Source organism: Exiguobacterium indicum HHS 31, assembly GCF_001939065.1.
Lineage (GTDB): Bacteria > Bacillota > Bacilli > Exiguobacteriales > Exiguobacteriaceae > Exiguobacterium_A > Exiguobacterium_A indicum.
This window is the reverse complement of the sequence record NZ_MPSZ01000001.1, coordinates 1,475,103-1,499,887: the sequence shown is the minus strand read 5'-3', so window position 1 is coordinate 1,499,887 and position 24,785 is coordinate 1,475,103. Positions and strand designations below refer to the sequence as shown.

The following is a 24,785-nucleotide window of genomic DNA, read 5'->3' as shown; positions in this document are numbered from 1 at the left end:
TTTACCCGAACGAGTAAAACTAAAAACGGTGAAAGGAGACATTTATTTGGGACATCAAGAACATATCAAAGCGAAACTATCCCTTTTGCCGGATGAGCCGGGATGTTATCTACACAAAAACGAATTCGGCGAAGTCATCTATGTCGGAAAAGCAAAAAATCTCAAAAACCGAGTCCGCTCTTATTTCACGGGAGCACATGATATTAAGACGGAACGTCTCGTCGCGGAAGTCCGTGATTTCGAATACATCATCACAGCCAGTGAACTCGAAGCGTTGCTGCTTGAGATGACACTAATTAAGAAACATGATCCGAAATACAATATCATGCTGAAGGATGATAAATCTTACCCGTACTTGAAAATTACGAATGAGACCTATCCTCGCTTGATTACGACACGTAAGTTAAAAAAGGACGGCGGTCATTACTTCGGTCCGTATCCGAATGCGTATGCAGCGAACGAAACAAAACGTCTGTTAGATCGTTTATATCCGTTACGTAAATGTCAGCCGATGCCGAAGAAACTCTGTCTGTATTATCATATTGGACAATGTCTCGGCCCATGTGAAATCCCGAATCTTGAATCGGAACAAAAAGCACTCGTATCGGAAATCCGACGGTTCTTGTCGGGCGACACGAAGGAACTCGTTGAAAGCTTGAAGCACAAGATGGCGGAAGCAGCCGAGACGATGGAATTCGAACGTGCCGGAGAATTGCGCGACCAAGTGCGAGCGATTGAATCGATCATGAACAAACAGAATATGATTACAGCAGATTTGACGTCGCGTGATGTATTCGGGATTCATGTCGATAAAGGCTGGATGTGTGTCCAAGTGTTCTTCCTCCGTGGAGGAAAGATGATCGAGCGCGATGTCTCGCTCTTCCCGATCTATGGTACGCCGGCAGAAGAGCTCGAGAGCTTCATCGTCCAGTTCTACGAAAAGAACATCAAGCCAAGTGAAGTCTATGTACCGCCACTCGTCAATCAGTTGTTACTCAAAGAGGCGCTATCGATTAAAATTCACGTTCCGGTCCGAGGATCAAAACGGAAATTACTTGATTTAGCGACGAAGAATGCTGAAAATGCGATCTCGGAACGCTTCGAGTTGTTAGCGAAAGACGAGAAACGGACCGTTCAAGCAGTCGAAGAACTCGCCGATGCGATTGACGTTCATCCATTGTCCCGGATCGAGATCATCGATAATGCGAACATTCAAGGAGCAGACGCCGTTTCGGCACTCGTCGTCTTTGAAGACGGTAAGCCACTTAAAAAGGAATACCGAAAATTCAAGATTCGAACAGTCCAAGGACCGGACGACTATGAATCGATGCGAGAAATCGTGCGTCGGCGTTATCGACGATTGTTACTTGAAGGAGCGCGCCTTCCGGACCTCGTCCTGATTGACGGAGGAGTTGGACAGTTGAATGCTGCTTTAGAAGTCATTCAAGATGAACTCGGCTTATCCCTTCCAGTCGGGTCATTAAAAAAGGATGACAAACACCGAACAAGTCAATTGTTGTTTGGAGAAGGTGCACAGTTAATTGAACTAAGTCCGCGTTCGAGTGCGTTTTATTTGCTCCAACGCATGCAAGATGAAGTCCACCGGTTTGCAATCACATTCCACCGCTCGCTCCGCTCGAAAGGGATGACCCGTTCCTTGCTCGACGAGATTCCAGGAGTTGGACCGAAACGACGCCAGCAGTTGATTCGTCATTTCGGATCGATGCGCAGCTTGCGACGCGCAACGATCGAACAGTTGGCGGAAGCAGGATTACCTGTCAAGTTAGCGGAAACCGTCGCTGAATATTTAAGTCAAGCGAATGAAGAATGAAAAAAGCCGTCCTCTTGAAGAGGGCGGCTTTTTTAGTGATTAGTTGTTGATGTACTTTTCGTAGTATGAACCAAAGTCACGCTGGTTCCACTGATGGTAGTGACCTTGTAGCCACTCGAAGGATTGTTCAGACAACTCCTTGAATGTTTGCGGTACGTTCATATCACCTTGACGAAGTCCGCCGAGAATCGTGACCGAATGATTCAATGAGCTGTTCGCGAACTCGAGCATCTTTTGTCCTTCATACTGTTTTTCAGCGATGGCAAGAAGTGTTTTGTAAAGATCTTTCACATGTTCGAGTTGTTTTTTATCGACGTCGATCGAATAATGTTTGCCACCGATCTCGAATTTGATCTCGACATCAAGATCGACCGTTCCCGCCGTTTCGAACATGACGTGGCGAATCGGATAATGTGCATACGGATAGCGGTAGAGTACACGTTTTGAACTGACGGCACTTTCTCCATCGAGGTGAATCAAAGCCAGATTCGTAAAGCAATACTCGTCAGATTTAGATTTGATCAAGAAGTAGATTTTCTCGCCGTCTTCATGTAAGACATAATCGTCAGCGGCTGCTTTGTCGAAATCATCAGGATGAATGACTTGTCCGATATCACTGAATCCCGTTAAATCTGCTGCTAGTTTTTTGAACATGTGAAGTTCCTCCTCGCTATTTGTGTACGAATGACTTTACGAGCACTTACTGCAAAAAGTTTCATGAATCTACTTCGATGTTGAAAATCAAGATTCCTGTCACGTTTTATGTAAATTTCACTTGAGCGGTTCAAGTGGATCTTTAGGATCGATTTGGACCGTGATTTGAACGAGCTCTTTAGTTAACTCGGCATATCCTTCCGCGACACATCCGTTAAAACGGGAGAACTGTTCAGCGAGGAAACCGGCTTCGAGTTGGAAGTATCCATGTGGTCGTTCATCTCTCGTCGTATCAGGAGGAGACAGCACGAACAAGACGACCGTGCCTTTACGTTTCTTGATTTCGAGCGTTCCCCAACCTGCTTGTTCAAAAAATGAGGCTAATTCAGATTCATCTACGACAGGGAATTGACGCGCTAGACGTTTACCTGCCCAGTAGATGACTTGCCGATAATCCGATCCGAGAAGATCGGTCAGCACATAATCTCGGATCAATTCGATACCGAAAAGTGGTGTTTGTTTTGGTGTAGCATCCATCATGATTCACTCCTATCTGTGAACCATTATACCGAGATGATTCTTGTCGGTCATTGTTTTCCTAAAAAAATTTGCAGTTAAATGCAACGGCTCGGGTTGTCTTCTAAAAAGGACAGGAGTAGAATAAGTGATGAAAAGACGAATTTCCTTATGAAAGCGCTTTTCTACCAAAATGCGCCAACGGTTGATTGGCAAACAAAAGGGGGGATTTGGATGGCGAATCATCGTGATTTCGTGAGTCGTAAAATACACTCACTGCTCGGCGTCATTCCAATCGGGTTATTTTTACTTTCGCACTTAACGACGAACTACTTCATCGTACGTGGTGAGGAAGACTTCAATAAGGCCGCGGAATTCGTGGGGAACGTTCCGTATCGATTGTTCTTAGAGATCTTTGTCATCTTCATTCCAATCATCTTGCATGGCGTCTACGGTGTGTACATCGCATTCACCGGATCTGCGAACACAGGGCGTTATACATACTTCCGGAACTGGATGTATGTACTGCAACGGTTCAGCGGTGTATTCCTTGTCGTGTTCATCACGTGGCACGTTTGGGAAACACGGATTGCCGCTGCGATGGGAACACCAGTCGATGCAAGCATGATGCAGAACATCGTCGATAACGGATTCATGCTCGCGTTCTATATCGTCGGGATCTTGGCGACGACATTCCACCTTGCGAACGGACTTTGGACGTTCTGCATCACATGGGGAATCACGCAGTCACCAGCATCTCAACGGGCGATGTCTTACGTGGCAGCACTCGTATTCATCGGTTTATCGTTTGTAGGCGTACGCTCGATCTTAACGTTTGCAGGCGTGTTGTAAGGAAAGGGGAACTGACAACATGGCGAACAAGAATCTTGTCATCATCGGCGGAGGGCTTGCCGGTCTGATGGCTACGATAAAAGCAGCGGAGCAAGGCGTACCAGTTAAGTTATTCTCACTCGTACCCGTCAAACGCTCACACTCTGTTTGTGCACAAGGTGGCATCAACGGAGCGGTCAATACAAAAGGGGAAGGCGATTCACCATACCAGCATTTCGATGACACGGTATACGGTGGGGACTTCCTCGCAAATCAACCACCTGTTCAAAAAATGGCGGAAGCAGCGCCGAAAATCATTCATATGTTCGACCGGATGGGCGTCATGTTCAACCGGACACCGGAAGGCTTACTCGACTTCCGACGTTTCGGCGGAACGTTGCATCACCGGACGGCATACGCTGGAGCGACGACAGGACAACAACTGTTGTACGCATTAGATGAACAGGTTCGTAAGTTCGAAGCGCAAGGTTTGGTAGAAAAATATGAAGGATGGGAATTCCTTCGTGCCATCATCGATGACAATGGCATCTGTCGTGGAGCAGTTTGTCAAAACCTCCGGACGATGGAAATCGAGGCATTTGCCGCGGATTCTGTCATCCTCGCGACGGGTGGTCCTGGGGTCATCTTCGGAAAATCGACGAACTCGGTCATCAACACAGGACAAGCTGCAGCTGCTGTCTATCGTCAAGGTGCGATCTATGCGAACGGTGAATTCATCCAAATTCACCCGACAGCGATTCCTGGAGACGATAAGTTACGTCTCATGAGTGAATCAGCACGAGGTGAGGGTGGTCGCGTCTGGACGTATAAAGACGGTAAGCCTTGGTATTTCCTCGAAGAGAAATATCCGGCATACGGAAACCTTGTTCCACGGGATATCGCGACACGTGAGATTTTCGACGTCTGTGTCAATCAAAAACTCGGCGTCAACGGGGAGAACATGGTCTATCTGGATCTATCGCATAAAGACGCAAAAGAACTTGACGTCAAACTCGGTGGGATCCTTGAAATCTACGAGAAGTTCGTCGGTGACGATCCACGAAAAGTACCAATGAAGATATTCCCTGCTGTTCACTACTCAATGGGTGGACTATGGGTCGACTACGATCAAATGACGAACATCCCTGGATTGTTCGCAGCTGGTGAATGTGATTATTCGATGCATGGTGGTAACCGTCTCGGAGCGAACTCACTTCTCTCTGCGGTATACGGCGGAATGGTCGCTGGACCATCAGCCATCGCTTATATGAATGAACTCGAGACATCGGTTCATGAGATGAGTGAGGACGTCGTCGAAGCGCATAAGATCGAAGAAATCAACCGCTTCAACGATATCCTATCAATGGAAGGTACGGAAAACGCGTATCAAATCCACCGTGAGCTTGGAGAAATCATGACGGATAACGTCACGGTCGTCCGGTACAACGATAAGCTCGAAGAGACACTGACAAAAATCAAGGAACTCCGCGATCGCTTCACGCGCATCTCGGCAACGGATACAGCACGTTGGAGTAACCAAGGGGCATCGTTCATCCGTCAGCTCGATCACATGCTCGACCTAGCTGAAGCAATCACGCTTGGTGCCTTAAAACGTGACGAAAGTCGCGGAGCGCACTATAAACCGGACTTCCCGGAACGTAATGATGAACAGTTCTTGAAGACGACGATGGCACGTTACACGAACGGTCATCCAGAAATCTTCTATGAAGACGTCGACACGTCGTTGATTCCACCACGGAAACGCGATTACAGCAAGAAGTCGAAGAAAGAGGTGAAAGCATAATGGCGACACCACTCGAATCATCTACTACGCAAAAATCGGTTCAATTCATCGTTCAACGTCAAGATGGACCTGATGGTAAACCGTATGATGAAGCGTTTGAAATTCCGTACCGTCCGAACATGAACGTCATCTCTGCTTTAATGGAGATTCGCCGGAATCCTGTGAATGCAGCCGGTGAAAAAACGACACCGATCAACTGGGACATGGGTTGTCTAGAAGAAGTCTGTGGCGCTTGTTCGATGGTCATCAACGGTACACCACGTCAGTCTTGTACGGCACTCGTTGATAAACTCGAACAACCGATCCGTCTTCAACCGATGCAGACGTTCCCGATCGTTCGTGACCTTCAAGTCGACCGTCAACGCATGTTCGATGCGTTGAAAAAGGTTAAAGCATGGGTCCCAATCGATGGAACGTACGATTTAGGACCAGGACCGCGTATGCCAGAGAACAAACGTCAATGGGCATATGAGTTATCGAAATGTATGACATGTGGTGTGTGTCTCGAGGCATGTCCGAACGTCAACGATCGTTCGACATTCATCGGACCAGCATCGATCTCACAAGTTCGTCTATTCAACTCGCATCCAACAGGTGCCTTCCACAAGGAAGAACGCCTTGAAGCGTTGATGGAAGATGGCGGAATCATGCAGTGCGGTAATGCTCAAAACTGTGTCGAGGTTTGTCCGAAAGGGATTCCACTGACGACTTCAATCGCAGCGATGAATCGTCAGACGACACTTCATTCATTCAAGAAGTTCTTCGGTAGTGACGAAGGACGGACAGGTGAAGCAGTTAGTTCATGATTTATCAAAGAAGGAGCTTGCTCCTTCTTTTTTCATTCAGACAGGAGGAACTCATTGTGCGCGTACCAGCTTATATTCCAGAACTTGAATCATGGCTTGAACAGATGAAACATGGCACACGACTCGATGTCGCCGTTCGTTTTGCGGAGACGGATGCCTATGGTCATATGAATAACCGGGTACCGTTCGTCTATTTTGAGGACGTTCGGACATTGATGTTAGAGGAAACAGGATATTCGCTTGCAGAAGACGGCATTATCGTCGTCGCCGATGCTCAGTGTAACTATATTCGCCAAGTCTATCCACGGGCGCGTCTCGCTGTCTATGCGTATCCGGTACATGTCGGTAGTGCATCGTGTGACGTCCACTATGCGGCATTTGATGAGCAAGGTGAATTGATGTTCACGGGACGGACATCTATGGTACAAATCGATCGTTCGGGGAAAGCATTCCCATGGAGTGAAGCGTATAAAAATTCCTTGCAGAATCGATTCGAATCCGTTATCATTTGATAATGAGTTCACATATTCGAAAACGACTCACTAGTACGTTATTAGTGAAGGGAGATTTCTTAATCATGGAAAAAACATTCAAAGTCATCGCGGATTCAGGCATTCACGCTCGTCCGGCTACTCAGCTCGTCAACACAGCTTCTAAATTCCAATCAGACATCAACTTGGAATACAACGGGAAGACTGTCAACTTGAAGTCAATCATGGGTGTTCTTTCACTCGGAATCGCGAAAGATTCAGATATCAAAATCGTTGCAAACGGTGACGATGCTTCTGAAGCAATCACGACTCTTTCAGATATGCTGACTAGCGAAGGTCTTGCTCAGTAATCCTGTAATCGTACATTCTCGGACGCCGGTCTTGCACCGTCGTCCTTTTTTGTTACCATAGGAAAGAGAGAAAGAGGTGGAGAAGAGTGAATCGAGCGATTGGAGTACTGGATTCCGGAGTCGGTGGGTTGACGGTCGCACGTGAATTGATGCGACAGTTGCCCCATGAGCGAATCATCTATGTCGGGGATACATTGCGGTGTCCGTATGGTCCTCGTCCAGAAGAAGAGATTCGTGAGTTTACGTGGGAGATGATTGATTATCTCGTGCAACAAGACGTGAAATTGATCGTGATCGCCTGTAACACAGCCACGGCTGTCGTCTTAAAAGAAGCGCGAGAACGTTTAAATATACCTGTCATCGGTGTCATTGATCCGGGAGCCCGCGCGGCAGTTAAGGTGACGCGTACGAAACGAATCGGTGTCATTGGAACGAAGATGACGATTACAAGTAATTCCTACGAGAAGGCGTTACGCCACGTCGAAGGGCAAGTCGTCGTCGAATCGTTAGCGTGCCCGCCATTCGTTCCGCTCGTCGAGTCGATGCAGACAGATGGTGCGTACGTCGAACGTGTCGTTGCCAATACATTACGACCATTGATGAATTACGATATGGATACATTGATCCTCGGGTGCACCCATTATCCGCTTCTAGCAGATGTGATTGGACGGGTCATCGGACCAGGCGTCCAGCTAATCTCTTCAGGAGACGAGACAGCGCTCGAGGTAGCAGCACTACTTGATTACAATACGATTTCAGCAGATGTGACACAAATTCCGGAACATCGTTATTACGCGACAGGCGATATCCGCTCATTTGATCAGATTGCGACGGACTGGCTCGATCAGACCATCCATGCGGAGCGCATCGTGCTTGGAACGGAGGAAGATTAAATGCGGATAGACCAACGAACGGCGGATGATCTCCGTCCTATTCAATTATCGATTGATGTCAATAAACACGCAGAAGGTTCTGTCTTGATTGAACTGGGAGATACGAAAGTCCTCTGTACGGCGACCGTCGAGGAGAAGGTGCCACCGTTCCTTCGCGGTAAACGCCAGGGCTGGATCAATGCGGAATATTCGATGTTGCCGCGTGCGACGGCTCAGCGGACCGCACGAGAAGCCGTCCGCGGCAAACAGACGGGACGGACGATGGAAATCCAACGTCTGATCAGCCGCTCGCTTCGGGCCGTCGTTGATTTAGAGAAGCTCGGGGAACGAACGATCTGGATCGATTGTGACGTTATTCAGGCAGATGGCGGTACACGAACGGCATCGATCACTGGTGGTTTTTTGGCACTCGTCCGAGCAGTCGATCAATTGATTCAAGCGGGAAAACTGACAGATACACCGATCAAAGAGGGCATCGCAGCCATCTCGGTTGGAATCGTCGAGTCGAATGTCTTGCTCGATCTATGCTATGAAGAGGACGCTGCGGCGGAAGTCGACTTCAATCTCGTCATGACCTCATCGGGTAAAATCGTCGAGATGCAAGCAACAGGAGAAGAGTCGACATTTTCCCGTCAAGAGATGCTCGAAATGCTCGAACTTGGGGAAAAAGGAATTAAGGAACTGATTGAGGCTGGCCGTGAGGCACTCGGTGTCTCTTGGTGGTATGTAGGAGAAGAAGTGGGGGAACATAGATGAAGGTCATCGTCGCAACACACAATGCAGGTAAAGTGAAGGAACTTGAAAGCATGCTGGGTCGTCTCGGTTATACGGTCGAGTCGTTACTCGATCACGCCGATGCTCCGGAAACGGATGAAACAGGTGAGACATTCGAGGAGAATGCACTTTTAAAAGCAACAGAGGCAGCAGCCTACTTTGGCCACGCGGTACTTGCTGATGATTCAGGTCTTGAAGTCGATGCTTTAGATGGCGCTCCCGGTGTCTACTCGGCACGCTTTGCGGGTCTTGAAAAGTCCGATGCGGCGAACAATTCTCTACTACTTGAAAAGTTAGAAGGTGTTCCGGAGGAAGAGCGGACGGCGCGCTTCGTTTGTGTACTCGCGCTAGCGAAACCAACGGGTGAGACATTGACGGTTCGTGGAACGATGGAAGGGCGAATCGGTTTTGAGGCGTCGGGTTCGAACGGTTTCGGTTATGATCCATTGTTCGTCACAGAAAGCGGACAGACGGCTGCTGAATTGACGAAAGAAGAAAAAGCGATGATTAGTCATCGTGGCAATGCATTGCGCAAGCTCGAACAGGACTTAACTACTTTCTTAGGAGTGTGATGAAGATGAGAGCGTTGATCGTTAGTGATAGCCATGGACTAGAACAAGAACTGCTTACGATATTCGAACGTCACCAAGACGTAGATGCGGCATTTCATTGTGGGGACTCCCAATTGACGCGCGACATCGAATCATTATATCCATATCGTGTTGTGCGAGGGAATTGCGATTACGGACACGATTTTCCGGAAGAAGTCATATCGGAAATGGATGGTCATACCATCCTTTGTGTCCACGGACATCGGCAGGACGTCAAATACAGTCTAGATGTCTTACAGCATCATGCGAAGGAAAAGCAGGCGGACATTGTCTTATATGGTCATTCCCATGTGGCGAAGGCTGAATATCGGGACGGTGTGTTATTCATCAATCCCGGTTCAATCCGGATGCCACGTCATCGACCAGACAAGACGTATGCGATTCTTGAAGTGGATCAAAACCGTTATTCTGTCGATTTTCTTGATGTGAACGGTGATCCGGTAAATGCCCTGCATCTGGACGGAACATTTTTGTAATAAAATAAATGCAATGTTTGTAATGTGATTGACACGAAAGAATTGTTCTAGTATAGTTTATTCGTGTTGACACGTCCCAATAGCTCAGCAGGATAGAGCAACGGCCTTCTAAGCCGTCGGTCGGGGGTTCGAATCCCTCTTGGGACGCTATAATTAAAATAGAGACTGCCCTTACGAGGGTGGTCTCTTTTTTTATTCCGATTTTCGATTATAATTAAGGTATCATGAACTCGAAAGGGATGAATGCGATGTGGAAGAAAGTTGGAGCAGTCCTTATGCTAAGTACGTTTCTTGCTGGATGTAGTGAGATTTCAAATACAGTCGACGATGCAAAACAACAAGTCAACGATGTAAAAAATAGTGTCGATTACGCTGGAGAACTTCAAGGCATTGCGAAAGATACGGCCCAAGTCACGTCAGAGTTGTCGGCTTCCTTGAATGAGGCGGCTACGACAGCGCGTGAATCTGCGAACCCTGAACAGGCACTCGATCAACAAATCGAAAAGTTGAAGGAAAACGGAACGATTGATCAGTTCAATCAAGAATTGGATCAAATCGATCAACGATTAGCGGGACTTGAAAATCCGCCGCAAGAATTGCAGAATTTAAGTGCAAAACTCGAGCAGTACGTGAATCAATCGGAAGATATCGCTCGATTACTTGAAGCTGACATCTCATTAGATACGTTGAATCGATTAGGAATCGAGCAGGCGGGACAACTTCAAGAAGCGATCACGAACTGGACGTCTTTACTCGATCCATTTACGAAATAAGAAGTTGAATATGAAGGAGTGCCGGAATATGGGGATATCGCGCTGGATGGAACATGAACTAGAAGTAGAACGAGCGCGGATTCTTCGTTTGCCCGCTTCTAAACAAGAACAATTGATTATGGAATTAGAGACTGACCAATTGACAGGAGAAGATGTCTTACACCGGCTCTATGTCATTCAACCACTCTTAATGCATGACCGTGAGCGATTTGAAACAGTGGCAGAACGATTTCTTGAAGTCGAGGGTGTCGAGCAAGTGCTCGCACTCTTTCTTTATGAACTCGGAGAGCGTTATCCGATGAAACTCGCTTTGCGCTCGGCGTCACCGTATCTGCCGTATGGGCTCGCGCTTCGATTAGATGAAATCAAACAACAGATGCGTGTTCGCGAACAAAAGCCGGCAGTTCAAAACAACCCTGTTGCGCAGCGTGAGGTAACAGCAGCAACGGAATTGATGCATGTGTTGCGACACGGCAGTTGGGTCGAACAAATGCGCCATTTGACTGGTATGGAATTCGAACGGACCTCTGAGCTCATTGCATACATCACACAAAAATACCTTCAGGCGCAAGAGACCGCACATCAAAGTCTACTCGTCATTGATCAGTTATTAGGAAGCGTGCTTGATCACGTGCCATATCCGGTAAGCATTCATGTGCCACACGTAGATGTAGACTGGACGATTTCGTCACGCGAAGAGTTAGAAGAAATCCTGCTGGTACATCAACAGGAGCAACAAGCGTTACTGGCATCGATGCATACGTTAGAGCGAATGGATCCGTTCCGAGCGTTGCTCGTCTTGCGATCGGATCAACTGATTCATCTTGAAGAACGAGAACGAATCGAATCAGACATGGAGAAGTGGCTCGCAGCATGCGAAGAACTCGCAGGTCTGACATTTAAACGTGAAGAACCGGAACGTAGCCTCAGTCCGCTGGCGAAGCGATTATATCGAGCGGCACATATCCTTTATCCAGAAGTCATCGCATTCGAGCAGATTTACTTCGATTGAGACATCTGGAAACGATTCGTTCAACAGTGGTAATCGTCAGAACGATTGTGCTATAATGTGACTTGTTGTACACACATGTACGCTAATTGACAATTTTGGAGGGACTCAGCATGACTGCAAAATGGGAAAAACAATCAGGTAGCCTCGGCGTCCTCACGTATGAAGCGCCTGCTGAAGCATTTGATAAAGCGGTAGACCAAGCGTTCAAGAAAGTCGTTAAGACTTTGAACACACCTGGTTTCCGTAAAGGAAAAATGCCACGCGCAATGTTCAACAAAATGTACGGTGAAGAAGCACTGTACCAAGATGCACTCGATATCCTTTACAAGGACACAATCGAAGGTGCAGTCGTCGAATCAGGAATCGAGCCAATCGCGCTTGAAAACATCGACGTTGAAACACTCGAAAAAGGCAAGCCAGTCGAATTCAAAATCACGTTCGTCATCGAGCCAGAAGCTACACTCGGTGAGTACAAAGGTCTTGAGTACACAGCTGTTGAAACGAACGTTACTGACGAAGACGTCGACGCTGAACTCAAAACATTACAAGAACGCGGTGCAGAACTCGTCGTTAAAGAAGATGGCGTCATCGAGAATGGCGATACAGTCGTATTCGACTTCGCAGGTTTCGATGGGGAAAACCAATTCGACGGCGGAACTGCTGAGAACTACTCACTCGTCATCGGTTCTGGAAACTTCATTCCTGGATTCGAAGAGCAAATGGTCGGTTTAAAAACTGGCGAGCAAAAAGATCTTGAAGTGACATTCCCAGAGGAATACCACGAAGCATCACTCGCTGGAAAACCAGTTACATTCAAAGTAACGATTCATGAAGTTAAAGCACAAGAGCTCCCTGAATTGACAGATGAGTTCGCAAAAGAAATGGATGAAGAAGTTTCTTCACTCGACGAGTTGAAAACAAAAATCCGTACGCGTCTCGAAAACACACGCAAACAAGAAGCTGATGCTTCAATGCGCGATGAGTTAGTCGAAGCGGCTACGAAAAACGCGACAGTTGATCTTCCAGAAGTCATGGTCGAAAACGAAGTCGAGCGTATGGTTCAAGAGTTCACACAACGTATTCAATCACAAGGCATCGACCTCAACATGTACTTCCAGTTGACTGGAACGACAGAAGAGGCAATGCGTTCTGAAATGAAAGAGCAAGCGGAAGAGCGCGTTAAAGCACGTCTCGTCCTCAAGCAAATCGTTGCTGACGAAAAAATCGAAGTAACAGATGAGGAAACTCAAACTGAACTTCAATCAATGTCAGAACTCTACAACATCCCTGCAGATCAACTTGAAACGATGCTTGCACCACAAGGTGGTCTTGAAACGCTTAAAGGCGATCTTCAATTCCGTAAAGCTATCGATGTTCTCGTCGACAACGCAAAAGCAAAATAAGCCATTTCATGGTTTTCGATCGACTTCAAGCCCAATTTCTGGTCTTGGAGTCGATTTTTTTGTACGATAGGTCAAACAAGGACAAACAATCCTTCGTTCAGAACATCAAACTGTAAATCGTTCGTCCAGGATTTGAAAGACTTTCCTTGTTCATGCTACAATCATAAATAGTAAAACGTGAGACGGGATGCTACAGGCATCCATACAATTTCCACGTTAAAGGGGTGGACCTTTATGTTTAAATTTAACGAAGAAAAAGGTCAGCTAAAATGTTCTTTCTGTGGAAAGACACAAGAACAAGTACGCAAACTTGTTGCTGGACCTGGCGTTTACATTTGCGACGAGTGTATCGAACTCTGCAATGAAATCGTAGAGGAAGAACTCGGTACTGAAGAAGAAGTCGAGCTGAAAAATGTTCCAAAACCGCATGAAATTCGTACGACACTTGACGATTATGTCATCGGTCAGGAGAAAGCGAAGAAATCGTTGTCTGTAGCGATGTACAATCACTATAAACGAATCAATGCTGGTGGTCGCGCAGATGATGTCGAGCTCTCAAAATCGAACATCGTCATGATTGGACCAACAGGTAGCGGTAAAACACTTCTTGCCCAAACGATGGCACGTATCTTGAACGTACCGTTTGCGATTGCAGATGCAACAAGTTTGACGGAAGCCGGTTATGTCGGTGAAGACGTCGAGAACATCCTGTTGAAACTCATCCAAGCAGCGGACTACGATGTTGAGAAGGCTGAAAAAGGCATCATCTACATTGATGAGATCGATAAGATTGCTCGTAAATCAGAAAACCCGTCGATTACACGTGACGTATCTGGTGAGGGTGTCCAACAAGCCTTGCTGAAGATTTTGGAAGGAACGGTTGCGAGTGTACCGCCACAAGGTGGACGGAAACACCCACATCAAGAATTCATCCAAATCGATACGACGAACATCTTGTTCATCGTCGGTGGCGCATTCGATGGTATCGATCAGTCGATCAAACGTCGTCTTGGTAAAAAAGTCATCGGATTCGGAAACGATTCAGAGAACCGTAACCTTACACAAAAAGAAATTCTAGCAGCTGCATTACCAGAAGATCTTCAAAAGTTCGGTTTGATTCCGGAGTTCATCGGTCGTTTGCCGGTCATGGCGACGCTCGAGCCACTTGATGAAGAGGCACTCGTTCAAATCTTGACGAAACCGAAAAACGCCCTCGTAAAACAATATAAGAAAATGCTTCAACTCGATGATGTCGAACTCGACTTCACGGAAGATGCACTTCTTGAGATTGCAAAACTTGCAATCGAACGTAAAACAGGTGCGCGTGGTCTTCGTTCGATCATCGAAGAAACTATGCTTGATATCATGTTCGAAATCCCATCGCGTGAAGACATCGCGAAAGTCATCATTACAGCAGAAACGTTGACTGGTAAACGCGGTCCAACGCTTGAGTTGAAAGATGGTACAATTGAACATGGGAAAGAAAAAGAAACGGCGTAACACCGTGACAAATCGGCTCGGAGGCTACTTGTACGCCTTTCCGAGTCTTTTTGTTTAGGAGGAATTCGAATGAAGAAAAAACAATATCCACTTTTACCGTTACGCGGTGTTGTCGCGTATCCATTGATCGGATTGACGATCGATGTCGGGCGTCCGGTATCCTTAAAAGCCTTACTTGCATCAAAGGAACACGAAATCGATCTCGTCGTCGTCACGCAACGTGATCCAGAAGCAGAGCCGTCTGTCGACGGGTTGCATCAGGTTGGGACGCTCGTTCAAATTGCGAAGATGAGTGAACTCGGGAATGATACGGTCCGTGTCCGCGTCATCGGGAAGGAACGCGTCCGGATTGAAAACGTCGAGGAGACGGACGAGGGTTATCAAGCTGTCATCGAACCAATCGAGAAGATGGACATCAAAGGAGCGAAACAAGAAGCGCTCGTTCGTCTCATCAAAGAACAGTTTGGTCAACTCGTCTCCCGGATTAAAGGAATCGGAACCGATGAACGTCGCCGGTTCGAGACATACGAACGCCTCGATTCATTGACGGACTATATCACGTCGAAGCTACCAATCGATATTTCGAAGAAGCAGGAGTTTCTCGAACAACAGGATCCGGTCGAACGAGGATTGATGTTGCTTGATGTCATGAAACACGAATATGAAGTCGTCGAACTCGAACGTGAGATGCGTGAACGGACGAAGAAGACGATTGAACAATCGCAACGCGAGTATTACTTGCGGGAACAATTGAAGACGATTCAACAAGAACTCGGTGGCGAGTCGGCTTCTGTTGAAAGCGATGCGACGAAATACCGGGAGCAGCTTGCGATGCTTGATTTACCAGAAACGACGGTTGCGAACGTCGAGAAGGAAATCAGTCGTTTAGCGGTCGTACCGGCGACGAGTCCCGAACATGGCGTCATTCGTAACTATCTTGAATGGTTCTTCTCGTTGCCATGGAATGAAGCAACCGATGATTTCTTGAACGTCTCCGCTGCTTCGGAACAGCTTGAAAAGGACCATTACGGTCTAGAGAAGGTCAAAGAACGGATCCTTGAATATCTTGCCGTTCGTCAATTGACGGACTCATTACGTGGACCGATTCTCTGTCTATCTGGTCCTCCGGGAGTCGGGAAAACGTCGCTTGCCCGTTCGATTGCTACAGCACTTGAGCGGAAGTTCGTCCGTGTCTCGCTTGGTGGCGTGCGCGACGAAGCGGAAATCCGTGGACATCGCCGGACGTATATCGGTGCGATGCCAGGACGGATCATTCGCGGTTTAAAACAAGCAGGAACGAACAACCCGGTCTTCCTGCTCGATGAGATCGATAAGATGTCAAATGACTTCCGTGGTGATCCGTCGTCCGCGATGCTCGAAGTTCTTGATCCAGAACAAAACAACAGCTTCTCCGATCACTATATCGAAGAACCGTTCGATTTATCGAATGTCCTGTTCATCGCGACAGCGAACGATGTCTCGAACATCCCCGGACCGTTGCTTGACCGGATGGAACTGATTCAAATCGGTGGCTATACGGAACAAGAGAAGACGGAGATCGCTGTTCGTCATCTCTTATCGAAGCAACTGGCTGAACACGGTCTGAAAAAGAGTCAATTGACGGTCAAAGCAGACGCGCTAGAAGAAGTCGTCCGTCGTTATACGCGAGAAGCCGGTGTTCGGAATCTCGAACGTGTCCTCGGCTCACTTTGCCGGAAAGCAGCGAAACAAATCGCGATGGGGGAGAAGAAACGGGTGACGGTGACGAAGCGTAATCTGGACGATTTCCTAGGCAAACCGATTTACCGCTATGGTCAAGGCGAGCTCGAAGATATGATTGGCGCGGTGACTGGTTTAGCGTATACTGCTTTTGGGGGCGATACGTTGACGATCGAAGTCAGCCTTGCTCCGGGTAAAGGGAAATTGCAGTTAACCGGGAAACTCGGTGATGTCATGCAAGAGTCGGCTCAGACCGCCTACAGCTTCGTCCGAGCGAATGCGACGTCGCTTGGCATCGAACCGAACTTCTACGAAACGCAAGACATCCACATCCACGTTCCTGAGGGTGCCGTACCAAAAGATGGTCCATCTGCTGGGATCACACTCGCGACAGCATTGATTTCCGCTTTAACAAAACGTCCGGTTCGCCGAGACGTCGGAATGACGGGTGAAATCACGTTGCGTGGACGTGTCTTACCAATCGGTGGACTAAAGGAGAAGTCACTCGCAGCACACCGTGCGGGCTTGACGACCGTTCTGCTGCCGCAAGACAATACGCGGGACATCGATGATATCCCGGAAAGCGTCCGCGCAGGAATGGAATTCATTCCGGTCGCGACGATGGAGCAAGTGCTCGAACATGCATTAAAAGGAGAGTAACATGAAAATTTATAAAGCTGATTTTATTACGAGTGGCGTCAATCCGGAACATTATCCGGAGCCATTGTTGCCAGAAGTGGCACTCGCAGGGCGATCGAACGTCGGAAAGTCCTCTTTCATCAATAAACTGGTCCAGCGTAAAGCACTCGCGCGGACATCTTCGAAACCAGGTAAAACGCAAACCTTGAACTTCTTCAACATCAATGATGAAGTCATGTTCGTCGATGTACCGGGTTACGGATATGCGAAAGTTTCGAAGACGGAGCGTGAAGCGTGGGGCAAGATGATGGAGAAGTACTTCACACAACGTGAAATCCTTAAAGGTGTCGTACAGCTCGTTGACATCCGACACGATCCGTCTGCGGATGATGTGACGATGTATGATTTCTTGAAGTATTACGATCTACCGGTCATCGTCGTTGCGACAAAACTCGATAAAATCAAGAAGAGTCAACGTGATAAACATATCGCGGCGATTAAACGTAAGTTGCAATTTGATGGTCAAGATACATTGATTCCTTTCTCGTCCGAGACAGGAGAGGGCGTCGATGCAGCGTGGGAAGCGATTTATCGCTTATTGTAAAGATTAAAGCCTACGAAATCTGCAGGATTTCGTAGGCTTTTTTACTTTCTATACATAAAAAGTGCTTTGTGAAAAATCTATTATTTCGTAATATAGTGTGTAAGAATAGCTATAATGACTATGTAATAAATGGGAGTGTGAATGGTTTGGATTTGCTTCGAAACAAATGGTTTAAGGCATTAATCTGGGTATTAGTGATTTTTCTCGTTATCTGGGTCGGTACAAAGATCTCATTTTTATTCCAGCCGATTAAAGTCATGCTGGCATTGATCTTCCCGCCGCTGATCATTGCGGGGATTTTCTATTATTTCACGCTCGGTATCGTAGATGCATTGCAAAAACGCGTCAAGAAACGTGGTCTTGCCGTGTTGATCGTCTTGCTTGGTTTCATCACGGTTCTGACGATTGCTGTCGCTTCGATCGGACCAATCTTAGTCGAGCAGGTGACGGATTTTGCGACAAGCATTCCGACGCTCGTCATCGAATTACGCGATCAGACGTTAAACTTACGCGATCAATTGATGGACAATCGTTTCATCTCGACATGGGTTCACGAGAATACGGACTTATTTGACAAGTGGACGAATGAAGCGACGTCGTATATCGGTACAGTCTTTAAGTCTGTCTCGACGTCTGTCGGAACGATTTTCGGTGTCATCTCTTCGACCGTCTTAATCATTATCTTAGTGCCGTTCATCTTAGTTTATATGTTGCTTGACGGCTATAAGTTTCCGGATTCCGTCGTGAAGCTGTTGCCGAAAAGCTATGAAACAGAAACGCGTAAAATCTTGCACGATATGCACGTGACAGTGAAGCATTATGTCAATGGACAGGTTATCGTCTCAATCTGTGTCGGTCTCATGTCATTGATTGGCTTCTTCATCTCAGATATTCAATATGCGTTACTGCTTGCCTTATTCTGTACGGTCACGAACATCATTCCGTATCTTGGACCTTACATCGGTGCTGTACCGGCGGTCATCGTCGGGTTCATCGATGATCCGATCAAAGCCGTCTATGCGATCGTCACGATCGTCGTCGCGCAGCAAATTGAGTCGAACTTGATTTCTCCTTATGTCCAAGGGAAAACACTCAAGGTTCATCCGCTGACGATCATCATCGTCTTGCTCGTTGCTGGGAAAATCGGTGGAATCATTGGTGTCATCCTAGCAGTTCCGACCTATGCGGTCACAAAAGTCGTCATTCAAAATATCGCTCGGATCTATCGTTTACGTCAGCAACGTCTCGACGTACCGGACGTGACGGTATCACCTGAATCCTTGAAGTAAAGTGTAACCCTCTGACCTTTTTAGGAGCAGAGGGTTTGTGATTTTCATGAGAGAGGGATAAGGTAGAAGAAGAGAAAAAATGAAGAAGATTTCACAACTTCGACTCATTTTAGTTTATAAATTGATTGGAATCTTTTTTATAATGGTTATAATGTAGGATAGAGAACGAAAAGATAGATCGGAACGAAATCTTTGGACGTAAGGGGTAGAGCGCATGCATATCGTAGTGGTCGGCTTGAATAACAAAACAGCGCCTGTATCAATACGCGAACAAGTCTCATTTGGGGAGCATGAGATGAAGGGAGCGGTCGTCGCATTGCGCGATGAAAAAAGTATTTTTGAAAGTGTCATCGTCTCGACATGTAATCGGACGGAACTGTACGTCGTGACGGATCAACCACATACAGGACGGTATTATACGAAACGTTTCCTTGCAAACTGGTTCGGATTGACGATGGAGGAACTGGAGCCGTATCTCTTCATCCATGAAGGGTTCGATGCGATGAAGCATCTGTTCCGCGTGACAAGTGGACTTGATTCGATGATCGTCGGTGAAACGCAGATCCTTGGTCAAGTGAAGACAAGCTTCTTCATGGCGCAGAAGCTTGAAACGACAGGAACGGTCTTCAATAAACTCTTCAAAGAAGCGGTCACGCTCGCCAAACGGGCTCACGCAGAAACTGGAATCGGTGAAAATGCCGTTTCTGTCAGTGCTGCTGCTGTCACGCTTGCCGAACAGTTACTCGGATCGCTTGAAGATAAATCAATCGTCGTCATCGGTGCGGGAGAAACCGGTGAATTGACGACGCTTAACCTATATGAAGCAGGGGCACGTGATATCACGGTCTTTAACCGGACGTTAGCTAAAGCAGAAGAGGTCGCGAATCGGTTCGAAGGATCGGCACATTCGATTAACGAGATGCAGTGCGGTTTGCTTCGGGCAGACATCGTCATCTCTTCAACAGGTGCAAAACGTGCCATCATCAAACGCGAAGACATCGCGGCAGCACAGCTGTTCCGGCACGATCGTCCATTCCTGTTGATCGATATCGCCGTACCAAGGGACATCGAACCGACCGTCGGTGATTTACCGGGTGTTCATTTGTACGATGTCGATGATTTGACATCGATCGTCCAACAAAATATGGCGGAACGGATGAAGGAAGCGGCGAAAATCGAACAACGGATCGAAGCAGCAATCGCTGAGTTCGAAGGTTGGATGACGACACTTGGTGTCGTACCGATCATCACGGAATTACGAGACCAGGCGTTACGCATTCAACAAGAAACGATGCAAAGTTTGGAACGGAAGTTACCGGAGATGTCGAAACGTGAAAAAACCGTCATTGGCAAACACATGAAATCAATCATCAACCAGTTGTTGCGTGAACCGTTGTCTTATATTAAAGATGCGGCAGCGAAGCCAGATGCCGATGAACGGATTGCGCAGTTCATGGATACGTTTGCACTTAACGAAGACTTGTTCGAAGGGCTCGAAGATGACGTCATGACATCAGAAGAGACGACACCTTCCGCAAAAGCTGTGAACCGGTGAACAAAGCACGATTTGTGTTACAATAGAAAATGCATGGGGCGGACTTGTGCCGCCCCTTTATCATTGTACAGGGGGATTTTAGCATGCGAAAAATCATTGTTGGATCGCGAAGCTCGAAGCTAGCGATGACACAGACGAAATGGGTCATTGACCAGTTGAAACAAGCCGGCGCGCCGTATGAGTTCGAAATCAAGAACATCATCACAAAAGGGGACCGCATTTTGGATGTGACGCTCTCGAAAGTCGGCGGTAAAGGATTATTCGTAAAAGAAATCGAGCAACAGATGATTGACGAAGAAATCGATTTTGCCGTTCACAGCATGAAGGATCTACCTTCTGAATTACCGGATGGTCTCATCATCGGTGCCACACCAGCACGTGTCGATGCGCGTGATGCCTTGATCACGAAAACAGGCGAAGGTCTTGCTTCCTTGCCAGAAGGTGCAGTTGTCGGTACGAGTAGCTTACGTCGTGGGTCGCAATTGCTAAAACTCCGCCCTGATTTAAAGATCGAATCGATTCGCGGAAACATCGACACACGACTCGATAAATTAAAGAATGGTCCGTTTGACGGGATCCTGCTCGCAGCAGCTGGTCTACAACGGATGGGTTGGTCTGAAGACGTCGTCTCGGAATATCTCTCGACAGATGACATGATTCCAGCCGTCGGTCAAGGAATCCTCGGTATCGAATGTCGGGAACATGACCAAGAAGTACGTGACCTTCTGCACCTGATCCATGATCAGATGACGGAAAAAGTAGCTTACGCCGAGCGCGCTTTCCTAGCTGCAATCGAAGGCAGCTGTCACGTTCCGGTTGGTGGATTCGCAACGATCAACGAAGACATGTCAACGACACTCGTCGGATTCATTGGATCCGTCGATGGAGAGCAAATCCTACTCGAGCGCGAATCAGGTCTTGACCCGATGCAACTCGGTCAAGATGTTGCCGAACGTCTGCTTGCTTCGGGCGGTCGCGAGATTCTCGCGACACTTCCGGATGACTTGTAAGCAGGTACTCTTCACGGGCAGCCGACCACCGACGAACGAGCAGATCGCGCGATTGCGCGCCGTCGCGATCGAGTCAGTGCACTATCCTGTCATTGAAACGCGACCGGTTTCGTTTACATTGCCGAAGGGAATTGATTGGCTCATCGTGACGAGTCCGAATGGTGTCTACCGGATTGCTGATGCGTTGCCTGAATTAGCAGCAACGCGTATCGCGGTCGTCGGACGAAAGACGGCAGATGCACTTGCGAAGTACGGTCGAACAGCCGACTTCTGTCCGTCGACCTTTACAGGAGACGCACTCGTCGCAGAACTCGGACCACACTTGTCTGACGGCGATCATATCGTCTTTGCGCGAGGGAACCGATCGCGGCAAGCGCCGGTCGATCAGTTACGAAACCTGAATCGATATACGATCGAAGATATCATCACCTATGAAACCGTCACCCGTCGGCTACCTGAAGCACTTATCAGAACTGCCGCCTATATTGGACTGCAGAGTCCTTCCGCTGTCGAAGCGATTGCTCCACTGTCCCCGCTGGCGACGTTCATCGTCATTGGGACAATCACGGAGCAAGCAGCAAAAACAGCCGGACTTCAACCGATCCATGTCGCCCGTGAATTCACGATGGACGGCATGATTGATCGTATCATTGAGGAGGAATCAGCATGAACACATTAGAATACGCACGTCACCGTCGTTTACGTCATACCGCATCACTCCGGTCACTCGTCCGCGAGAATCAGTTGCATAAATCAGATTTGATTTATCCGATTTTCGTCGCTGAAGGCGAAGACATTAAACGCGAAGTCAGTTCGATGCCCGGCGTCTTCAACTTATCACTCGATCATCTGACGGCTGAGATTGAAGAAGTCGTCGCACTCGGAATCGAATCTGTCATTTTATTCGGTGTTCCGCACGACCACTTGAAAGACGAGCAAGGATCAGGTGCGTTTCACGATCACGGGATTGTTCAAGAAGCGACACGTCTCGTCAAGAAGGTTGCCCCGCAGCTAACGGTCATCGCCGACACATGTTTATGTGAATATACATCGACAGGTCACTGTGGAATCGTCGCTGACGGTACGGTCGATAATGATGCGTCATTACCGCTTCACGTCAAGACAGCGGTCTCACAAGCTCGAGCAGGTGCCGACGTCATCGCGCCATCATCGATGATGGACGGATTCGTCGCAGCGATTCGTCAAGGATTAGATGAGAATGGCTTCAGCCACATTCCGGTCATGAGCTACGGTGTTAAATATGCGTCTGCTTATTACGGTCCATTCCGTGATGCAGCGAACTCGGCACCGGGAGAAGGCGACCGGAAAGGTTATCAAATGGACCCGGCAAACCGTCGTGAAGCGTTCCGCGAAGCAACAGCGGACGTTGATCAAGGAGCTGACTTCATGATCGTCAAACCTGCGCTTGCGTTCATGGATATCATTCGTGATGTGCGCGAGCGAATCGATTTACCGATCGTCGCGTATAACGTATCGGGTGAGTATGCGATGGTCAAAGCCGCAGCCTTGAACGGCTGGATCGACGAAGAACGAATCGTCCTTGAGACGATGCTTGGCTTTAAACGAGCAGGCGCTGATTTAATCATCACCTATTTCGCAAAAGACATTTGTCGTTACCTGGAGGGGTCGAAATGAGCTTAATTAACCAGAATTCAAAATCAAAAGAAGCATTCGAGCGGGCACTCCCGCTCATGCCGGGTGGTGTCAACAGCCCGGTCCGTGCTTATAAATCGGTCGGGATGACACCGATTTTCGCAGATCATGCGAAAGGATCGAAGCTCTATGATATCGACGGAAAAGAATATATCGATTACGTCTTGTCATGGGGACCAATGATTCTCGGTCATGCCGATCCAATCGTCACGTCAGCGATCCAAGAACAAGCAACGCGTGGCTGGAGCTACGGGACACCAACGGAAATCGAATCAGCGATGGCGGAAGTCGTCATCAGCCGGGTGCCGTCGGTCGAAGTCGTCCGGATGGTCAACTCAGGGACTGAAGCGACGATGGCTGCCCTTCGTCTCGCGCGTGGCTATACAGGTCGGACGAAAATCCTCAAGTTCGAAGGCTGTTATCATGGTCACGGTGACTCGCTCTTGATCAAAGCAGGTTCAGGTGTCGCGACACTCGGATTACCGGATTCACCAGGCGTTCCGGCGCAAATCGCGAGCATGACGCTGACGGTTCCATATAACGATTTGGACGCTGTCCGGATCGCGTTCGAAAAACATGGCGACGATATCGCCGGTGTCATCGTCGAACCGGCTGCTGGGAACATGGGCTTCGTGCCACCAGAACCAGGATTCCTCGAAGGCTTACGGGAAATCACGTCAGAAAACGGCGCCTTATTGATCTTTGACGAAGTCATGACCGGTTTCCGTGTCGGATTCCACTGTGCCCAAGGACATTTCGGTGTCACACCGGATATCACGTGTCTCGGTAAAGTCATCGGCGGCGGAATGCCAGTTGGTGCTTACGGTGGACGTCGTGACATCATGGAGCAGATCGCACCACAAGGTCCAATCTATCAAGCAGGTACGTTATCCGGGAACCCACTCGCGATGGCAGCAGGTCTAGCGACATTGACACAATTGAAACCAGAACACTATGCAGAGTTCGACCGGAAAGCGAGCCGTTTGTCAGAAGGCTACCTGAACGCTGCGGCGAAGTATAACATTCCGTTGACGACGAACCGTGCAGGCGCGATGTTCGGTGTCTTCTTCACGGATGAGCGCGTCACGAACTTCGAAAAAGCGAAAACATCGAATCTTGAGATGTTCCGTTCGTATTATCAAAAGATGGCGGCGCGTGGTGTCTTCTTACCACCGTCACAATTCGAAGGTCTCTTCCTGTCAATCGCCCACACGGACGAAGACATCGAGCGGACGATCGAAGCCGTCGAATTGACGTTCCAAGAACTCCAAGTTGAATTTGGTCGTTAAGCAGTTCTTGACGATTGCTTGAACTCTCGGCTAAAATAAGTAAAGAAGAAAATGGCAACAGCGATGACGGGAAGAGTAGTCCTGTATTCGTACCGGTGTAGAGAACACATCCTTGGCTGAAAGATGTGACGGGCGAACAGGAGGAAGGTCACCCCACGAGCTGGTATCGTGAGTCTTACGAGCGATATCCGTCCTCCACACGTTACGTGGCTCGAGGGCATCCGATTGTGGATGAACTAAGGTGGTACCGCGGAAAAAAGCAACGGCTTTCTTTCGTCCTT

24 protein-coding genes, 1 tRNA gene and 1 other annotated feature (1 of these 26 only partly in view) are annotated in these 24,785 nt (G+C 48.0%); of the genes, 23 read left to right on the top strand and 2 right to left on the bottom strand.

Annotated elements, in window-relative coordinates; all coding sequences use genetic code 11:
• Window positions 1–46 precede the first annotated feature (46 nt).
• Entirely contained in the window at window positions 47–1,831 is a 1,785-nt protein-coding gene (uvrC, locus tag N179_RS08040) for an excinuclease ABC subunit UvrC (protein WP_023468991.1), read from the top strand.
• A 39-nt stretch (window positions 1,832–1,870) separates the two neighbouring features.
• Here the strand turns inward: uvrC and N179_RS08035 are convergent, their stop codons facing one another.
• Window positions 1,871–2,485 carry a PH domain-containing protein gene (locus N179_RS08035; protein ID WP_023468990.1) on the bottom strand — a complete coding sequence of 205 codons (615 nt, stop codon included), beginning with the start codon at window positions 2,483–2,485 and terminating at the stop codon, window positions 1,871–1,873.
• A 117-nt stretch (window positions 2,486–2,602) separates the two neighbouring features.
• A complete protein-coding gene (locus tag N179_RS08030) occupies window positions 2,603–3,025 on the bottom strand; it encodes a YslB family protein (RefSeq protein WP_235147587.1) in 423 nt (140 codons plus the stop codon).
• A 210-nt stretch (window positions 3,026–3,235) separates the two neighbouring features.
• On the opposite strand from N179_RS08030, the gene N179_RS08025 reads away from it, so the two are divergent.
• From N179_RS08025 to hemL, 22 genes are all read left to right on the top strand, one after another.
• Window positions 3,236–3,853, top strand: coding sequence for a succinate dehydrogenase cytochrome b558 subunit (locus tag N179_RS08025; protein WP_029342294.1), 618 nt, complete (start codon window positions 3,236–3,238; stop codon window positions 3,851–3,853).
• Window positions 3,854–3,872: 19 nt separating this feature from the next.
• Entirely contained in the window at window positions 3,873–5,636 is a 1,764-nt protein-coding gene (gene sdhA, locus N179_RS08020; RefSeq protein ID WP_023468987.1) for a succinate dehydrogenase flavoprotein subunit, read from the top strand.
• Window positions 5,636–6,442: a succinate dehydrogenase iron-sulfur subunit gene (gene sdhB, locus N179_RS08015; RefSeq protein ID WP_023468986.1), complete on the top strand. Its 807-nt coding sequence runs from the start codon at window positions 5,636–5,638 to the stop codon at window positions 6,440–6,442. Before sdhA ends, sdhB begins: the two co-directional genes overlap by 1 nt.
• A 56-nt stretch (window positions 6,443–6,498) precedes the next feature.
• Window positions 6,499–6,954 carry an acyl-CoA thioesterase gene (locus N179_RS08010; RefSeq protein ID WP_023468985.1) on the top strand — a complete coding sequence of 152 codons (456 nt, stop codon included), beginning with the start codon at window positions 6,499–6,501 and terminating at the stop codon, window positions 6,952–6,954.
• 65 nt (window positions 6,955–7,019) lie between these two features.
• Window positions 7,020–7,283 carry a phosphocarrier protein HPr gene (locus N179_RS08005; protein WP_012371023.1) on the top strand — a complete coding sequence of 88 codons (264 nt, stop codon included), beginning with the start codon at window positions 7,020–7,022 and terminating at the stop codon, window positions 7,281–7,283.
• 86 nt (window positions 7,284–7,369) lie between these two features.
• Window positions 7,370–8,176, top strand: a complete 807-nt coding sequence (gene racE, locus N179_RS08000; protein ID WP_023468984.1) for a glutamate racemase — start codon at window positions 7,370–7,372, stop codon at window positions 8,174–8,176.
• On the top strand, window positions 8,177–8,932 hold the full coding sequence (rph, locus tag N179_RS07995; protein WP_023468983.1) for a ribonuclease PH: 756 nt from the start codon (window positions 8,177–8,179) through the stop codon (window positions 8,930–8,932).
• Window positions 8,929–9,522 carry an XTP/dITP diphosphatase gene (locus tag N179_RS07990; RefSeq protein ID WP_075642596.1) on the top strand — a complete coding sequence of 198 codons (594 nt, stop codon included), beginning with the start codon at window positions 8,929–8,931 and terminating at the stop codon, window positions 9,520–9,522. The genes rph and N179_RS07990 overlap by 4 nt, the downstream gene beginning before the upstream one ends.
• Before the next feature lie 5 nt (window positions 9,523–9,527).
• Window positions 9,528–10,037, top strand: a complete 510-nt coding sequence (locus tag N179_RS07985) for a metallophosphoesterase family protein (protein WP_075642595.1) — start codon at window positions 9,528–9,530, stop codon at window positions 10,035–10,037.
• Window positions 10,038–10,110: 73 nt separating this feature from the next.
• A tRNA-Arg gene (locus N179_RS07980) sits at window positions 10,111–10,184 on the top strand.
• Window positions 10,185–10,285: 101 nt separating this feature from the next.
• Window positions 10,286–10,810 carry a hypothetical protein gene (locus tag N179_RS07975; protein ID WP_244150217.1) on the top strand — a complete coding sequence of 175 codons (525 nt, stop codon included), beginning with the start codon at window positions 10,286–10,288 and terminating at the stop codon, window positions 10,808–10,810.
• A 28-nt stretch (window positions 10,811–10,838) separates the two neighbouring features.
• The gene (locus N179_RS07970; RefSeq protein WP_075642593.1) at window positions 10,839–11,822 is read left to right on the top strand and encodes a hypothetical protein; all 984 of its coding nucleotides are present in this window, start codon (window positions 10,839–10,841) and stop codon (window positions 11,820–11,822) included.
• 110 nt (window positions 11,823–11,932) lie between these two features.
• Complete coding sequence (tig, locus tag N179_RS07965; RefSeq protein ID WP_023468978.1) at window positions 11,933–13,225, top strand: trigger factor; 1,293 nt, start codon at window positions 11,933–11,935, stop codon at window positions 13,223–13,225.
• Between the two features lie 234 nt (window positions 13,226–13,459).
• The gene (gene clpX / locus N179_RS07960; RefSeq protein ID WP_023468977.1) at window positions 13,460–14,725 is read left to right on the top strand and encodes an ATP-dependent protease ATP-binding subunit ClpX; all 1,266 of its coding nucleotides are present in this window, start codon (window positions 13,460–13,462) and stop codon (window positions 14,723–14,725) included.
• A gap of 69 nt (window positions 14,726–14,794) precedes the next feature.
• Window positions 14,795–17,104, top strand: a complete 2,310-nt coding sequence (gene lon / locus N179_RS07955) for an endopeptidase La (RefSeq protein WP_023468976.1) — start codon at window positions 14,795–14,797, stop codon at window positions 17,102–17,104.
• 1 nt (window position 17,105) lies between these two features.
• Window positions 17,106–17,687, top strand: a complete 582-nt coding sequence (gene yihA / locus N179_RS07950) for a ribosome biogenesis GTP-binding protein YihA/YsxC (protein ID WP_023468975.1) — start codon at window positions 17,106–17,108, stop codon at window positions 17,685–17,687.
• A 146-nt stretch (window positions 17,688–17,833) separates the two neighbouring features.
• The gene (locus N179_RS07945; RefSeq protein WP_083639925.1) at window positions 17,834–18,976 is read left to right on the top strand and encodes an AI-2E family transporter; all 1,143 of its coding nucleotides are present in this window, start codon (window positions 17,834–17,836) and stop codon (window positions 18,974–18,976) included.
• 214 nt (window positions 18,977–19,190) lie between these two features.
• Entirely contained in the window at window positions 19,191–20,531 is a 1,341-nt protein-coding gene (gene hemA / locus N179_RS07940; protein ID WP_029342279.1) for a glutamyl-tRNA reductase, read from the top strand.
• 83 nt (window positions 20,532–20,614) lie between these two features.
• Window positions 20,615–21,541: a hydroxymethylbilane synthase gene (hemC, locus tag N179_RS07935; protein ID WP_023468972.1), complete on the top strand. Its 927-nt coding sequence runs from the start codon at window positions 20,615–20,617 to the stop codon at window positions 21,539–21,541.
• The gene (locus N179_RS07930) at window positions 21,531–22,211 is read left to right on the top strand and encodes a uroporphyrinogen-III synthase (protein WP_075642592.1); all 681 of its coding nucleotides are present in this window, start codon (window positions 21,531–21,533) and stop codon (window positions 22,209–22,211) included. Before hemC ends, N179_RS07930 begins: the two co-directional genes overlap by 11 nt.
• Window positions 22,208–23,197, top strand: coding sequence for a porphobilinogen synthase (gene hemB / locus N179_RS07925; RefSeq protein ID WP_075642591.1), 990 nt, complete (start codon window positions 22,208–22,210; stop codon window positions 23,195–23,197). The genes N179_RS07930 and hemB overlap by 4 nt, the downstream gene beginning before the upstream one ends.
• Complete coding sequence (gene hemL, locus N179_RS07920) at window positions 23,194–24,504, top strand: glutamate-1-semialdehyde 2,1-aminomutase (protein WP_055968728.1); 1,311 nt, start codon at window positions 23,194–23,196, stop codon at window positions 24,502–24,504. Before hemB ends, hemL begins: the two co-directional genes overlap by 4 nt.
• A 54-nt stretch (window positions 24,505–24,558) precedes the next feature.
• Window positions 24,559–24,785 (top strand) — a binding site (T-box leader); it runs 3 nt beyond the window's last position.

What these genes read in the sequence shown, in the direction of transcription:
- sdhA (WP_023468987.1), top strand. Translation starts at nt 3,873, where the DNA reads ATGGCGAACAAGAATCTTGTCATCATCGGCGGAGGGCTTGCCGGTCTG.
- clpX (WP_023468977.1), top strand. Translation starts at nt 13,460, where the DNA reads ATGTTTAAATTTAACGAAGAAAAAGGTCAGCTAAAATGTTCTTTCTGT.
- N179_RS07985 (WP_075642595.1), top strand. Translation starts at nt 9,528, where the DNA reads ATGAGAGCGTTGATCGTTAGTGATAGCCATGGACTAGAACAAGAACTG.
- N179_RS08030 (WP_235147587.1), bottom strand. Translation starts at nt 3,025, where the DNA reads ATGATGGATGCTACACCAAAACAAACACCACTTTTCGGTATCGAATTG.
- hemL (WP_055968728.1), top strand. Translation starts at nt 23,194, where the DNA reads ATGAGCTTAATTAACCAGAATTCAAAATCAAAAGAAGCATTCGAGCGG.
- N179_RS07970 (WP_075642593.1), top strand. Translation starts at nt 10,839, where the DNA reads ATGGGGATATCGCGCTGGATGGAACATGAACTAGAAGTAGAACGAGCG.
- lon (WP_023468976.1), top strand. Translation starts at nt 14,795, where the DNA reads ATGAAGAAAAAACAATATCCACTTTTACCGTTACGCGGTGTTGTCGCG.
- hemC (WP_023468972.1), top strand. Translation starts at nt 20,615, where the DNA reads ATGCGAAAAATCATTGTTGGATCGCGAAGCTCGAAGCTAGCGATGACA.
- rph (WP_023468983.1), top strand. Translation starts at nt 8,177, where the DNA reads ATGCGGATAGACCAACGAACGGCGGATGATCTCCGTCCTATTCAATTA.
- hemB (WP_075642591.1), top strand. Translation starts at nt 22,208, where the DNA reads ATGAACACATTAGAATACGCACGTCACCGTCGTTTACGTCATACCGCA.
- N179_RS08025 (WP_029342294.1), top strand. Translation starts at nt 3,236, where the DNA reads ATGGCGAATCATCGTGATTTCGTGAGTCGTAAAATACACTCACTGCTC.
- sdhB (WP_023468986.1), top strand. Translation starts at nt 5,636, where the DNA reads ATGGCGACACCACTCGAATCATCTACTACGCAAAAATCGGTTCAATTC.
- hemA (WP_029342279.1), top strand. Translation starts at nt 19,191, where the DNA reads ATGCATATCGTAGTGGTCGGCTTGAATAACAAAACAGCGCCTGTATCA.
- N179_RS07930 (WP_075642592.1), top strand. Translation starts at nt 21,531, where the DNA reads ATGACTTGTAAGCAGGTACTCTTCACGGGCAGCCGACCACCGACGAAC.
- yihA (WP_023468975.1), top strand. Translation starts at nt 17,106, where the DNA reads ATGAAAATTTATAAAGCTGATTTTATTACGAGTGGCGTCAATCCGGAA.
- N179_RS07990 (WP_075642596.1), top strand. Translation starts at nt 8,929, where the DNA reads ATGAAGGTCATCGTCGCAACACACAATGCAGGTAAAGTGAAGGAACTT.
- N179_RS08005 (WP_012371023.1), top strand. Translation starts at nt 7,020, where the DNA reads ATGGAAAAAACATTCAAAGTCATCGCGGATTCAGGCATTCACGCTCGT.
- N179_RS07975 (WP_244150217.1), top strand. Translation starts at nt 10,286, where the DNA reads ATGTGGAAGAAAGTTGGAGCAGTCCTTATGCTAAGTACGTTTCTTGCT.
- N179_RS08035 (WP_023468990.1), bottom strand. Translation starts at nt 2,485, where the DNA reads ATGTTCAAAAAACTAGCAGCAGATTTAACGGGATTCAGTGATATCGGA.
- tig (WP_023468978.1), top strand. Translation starts at nt 11,933, where the DNA reads ATGACTGCAAAATGGGAAAAACAATCAGGTAGCCTCGGCGTCCTCACG.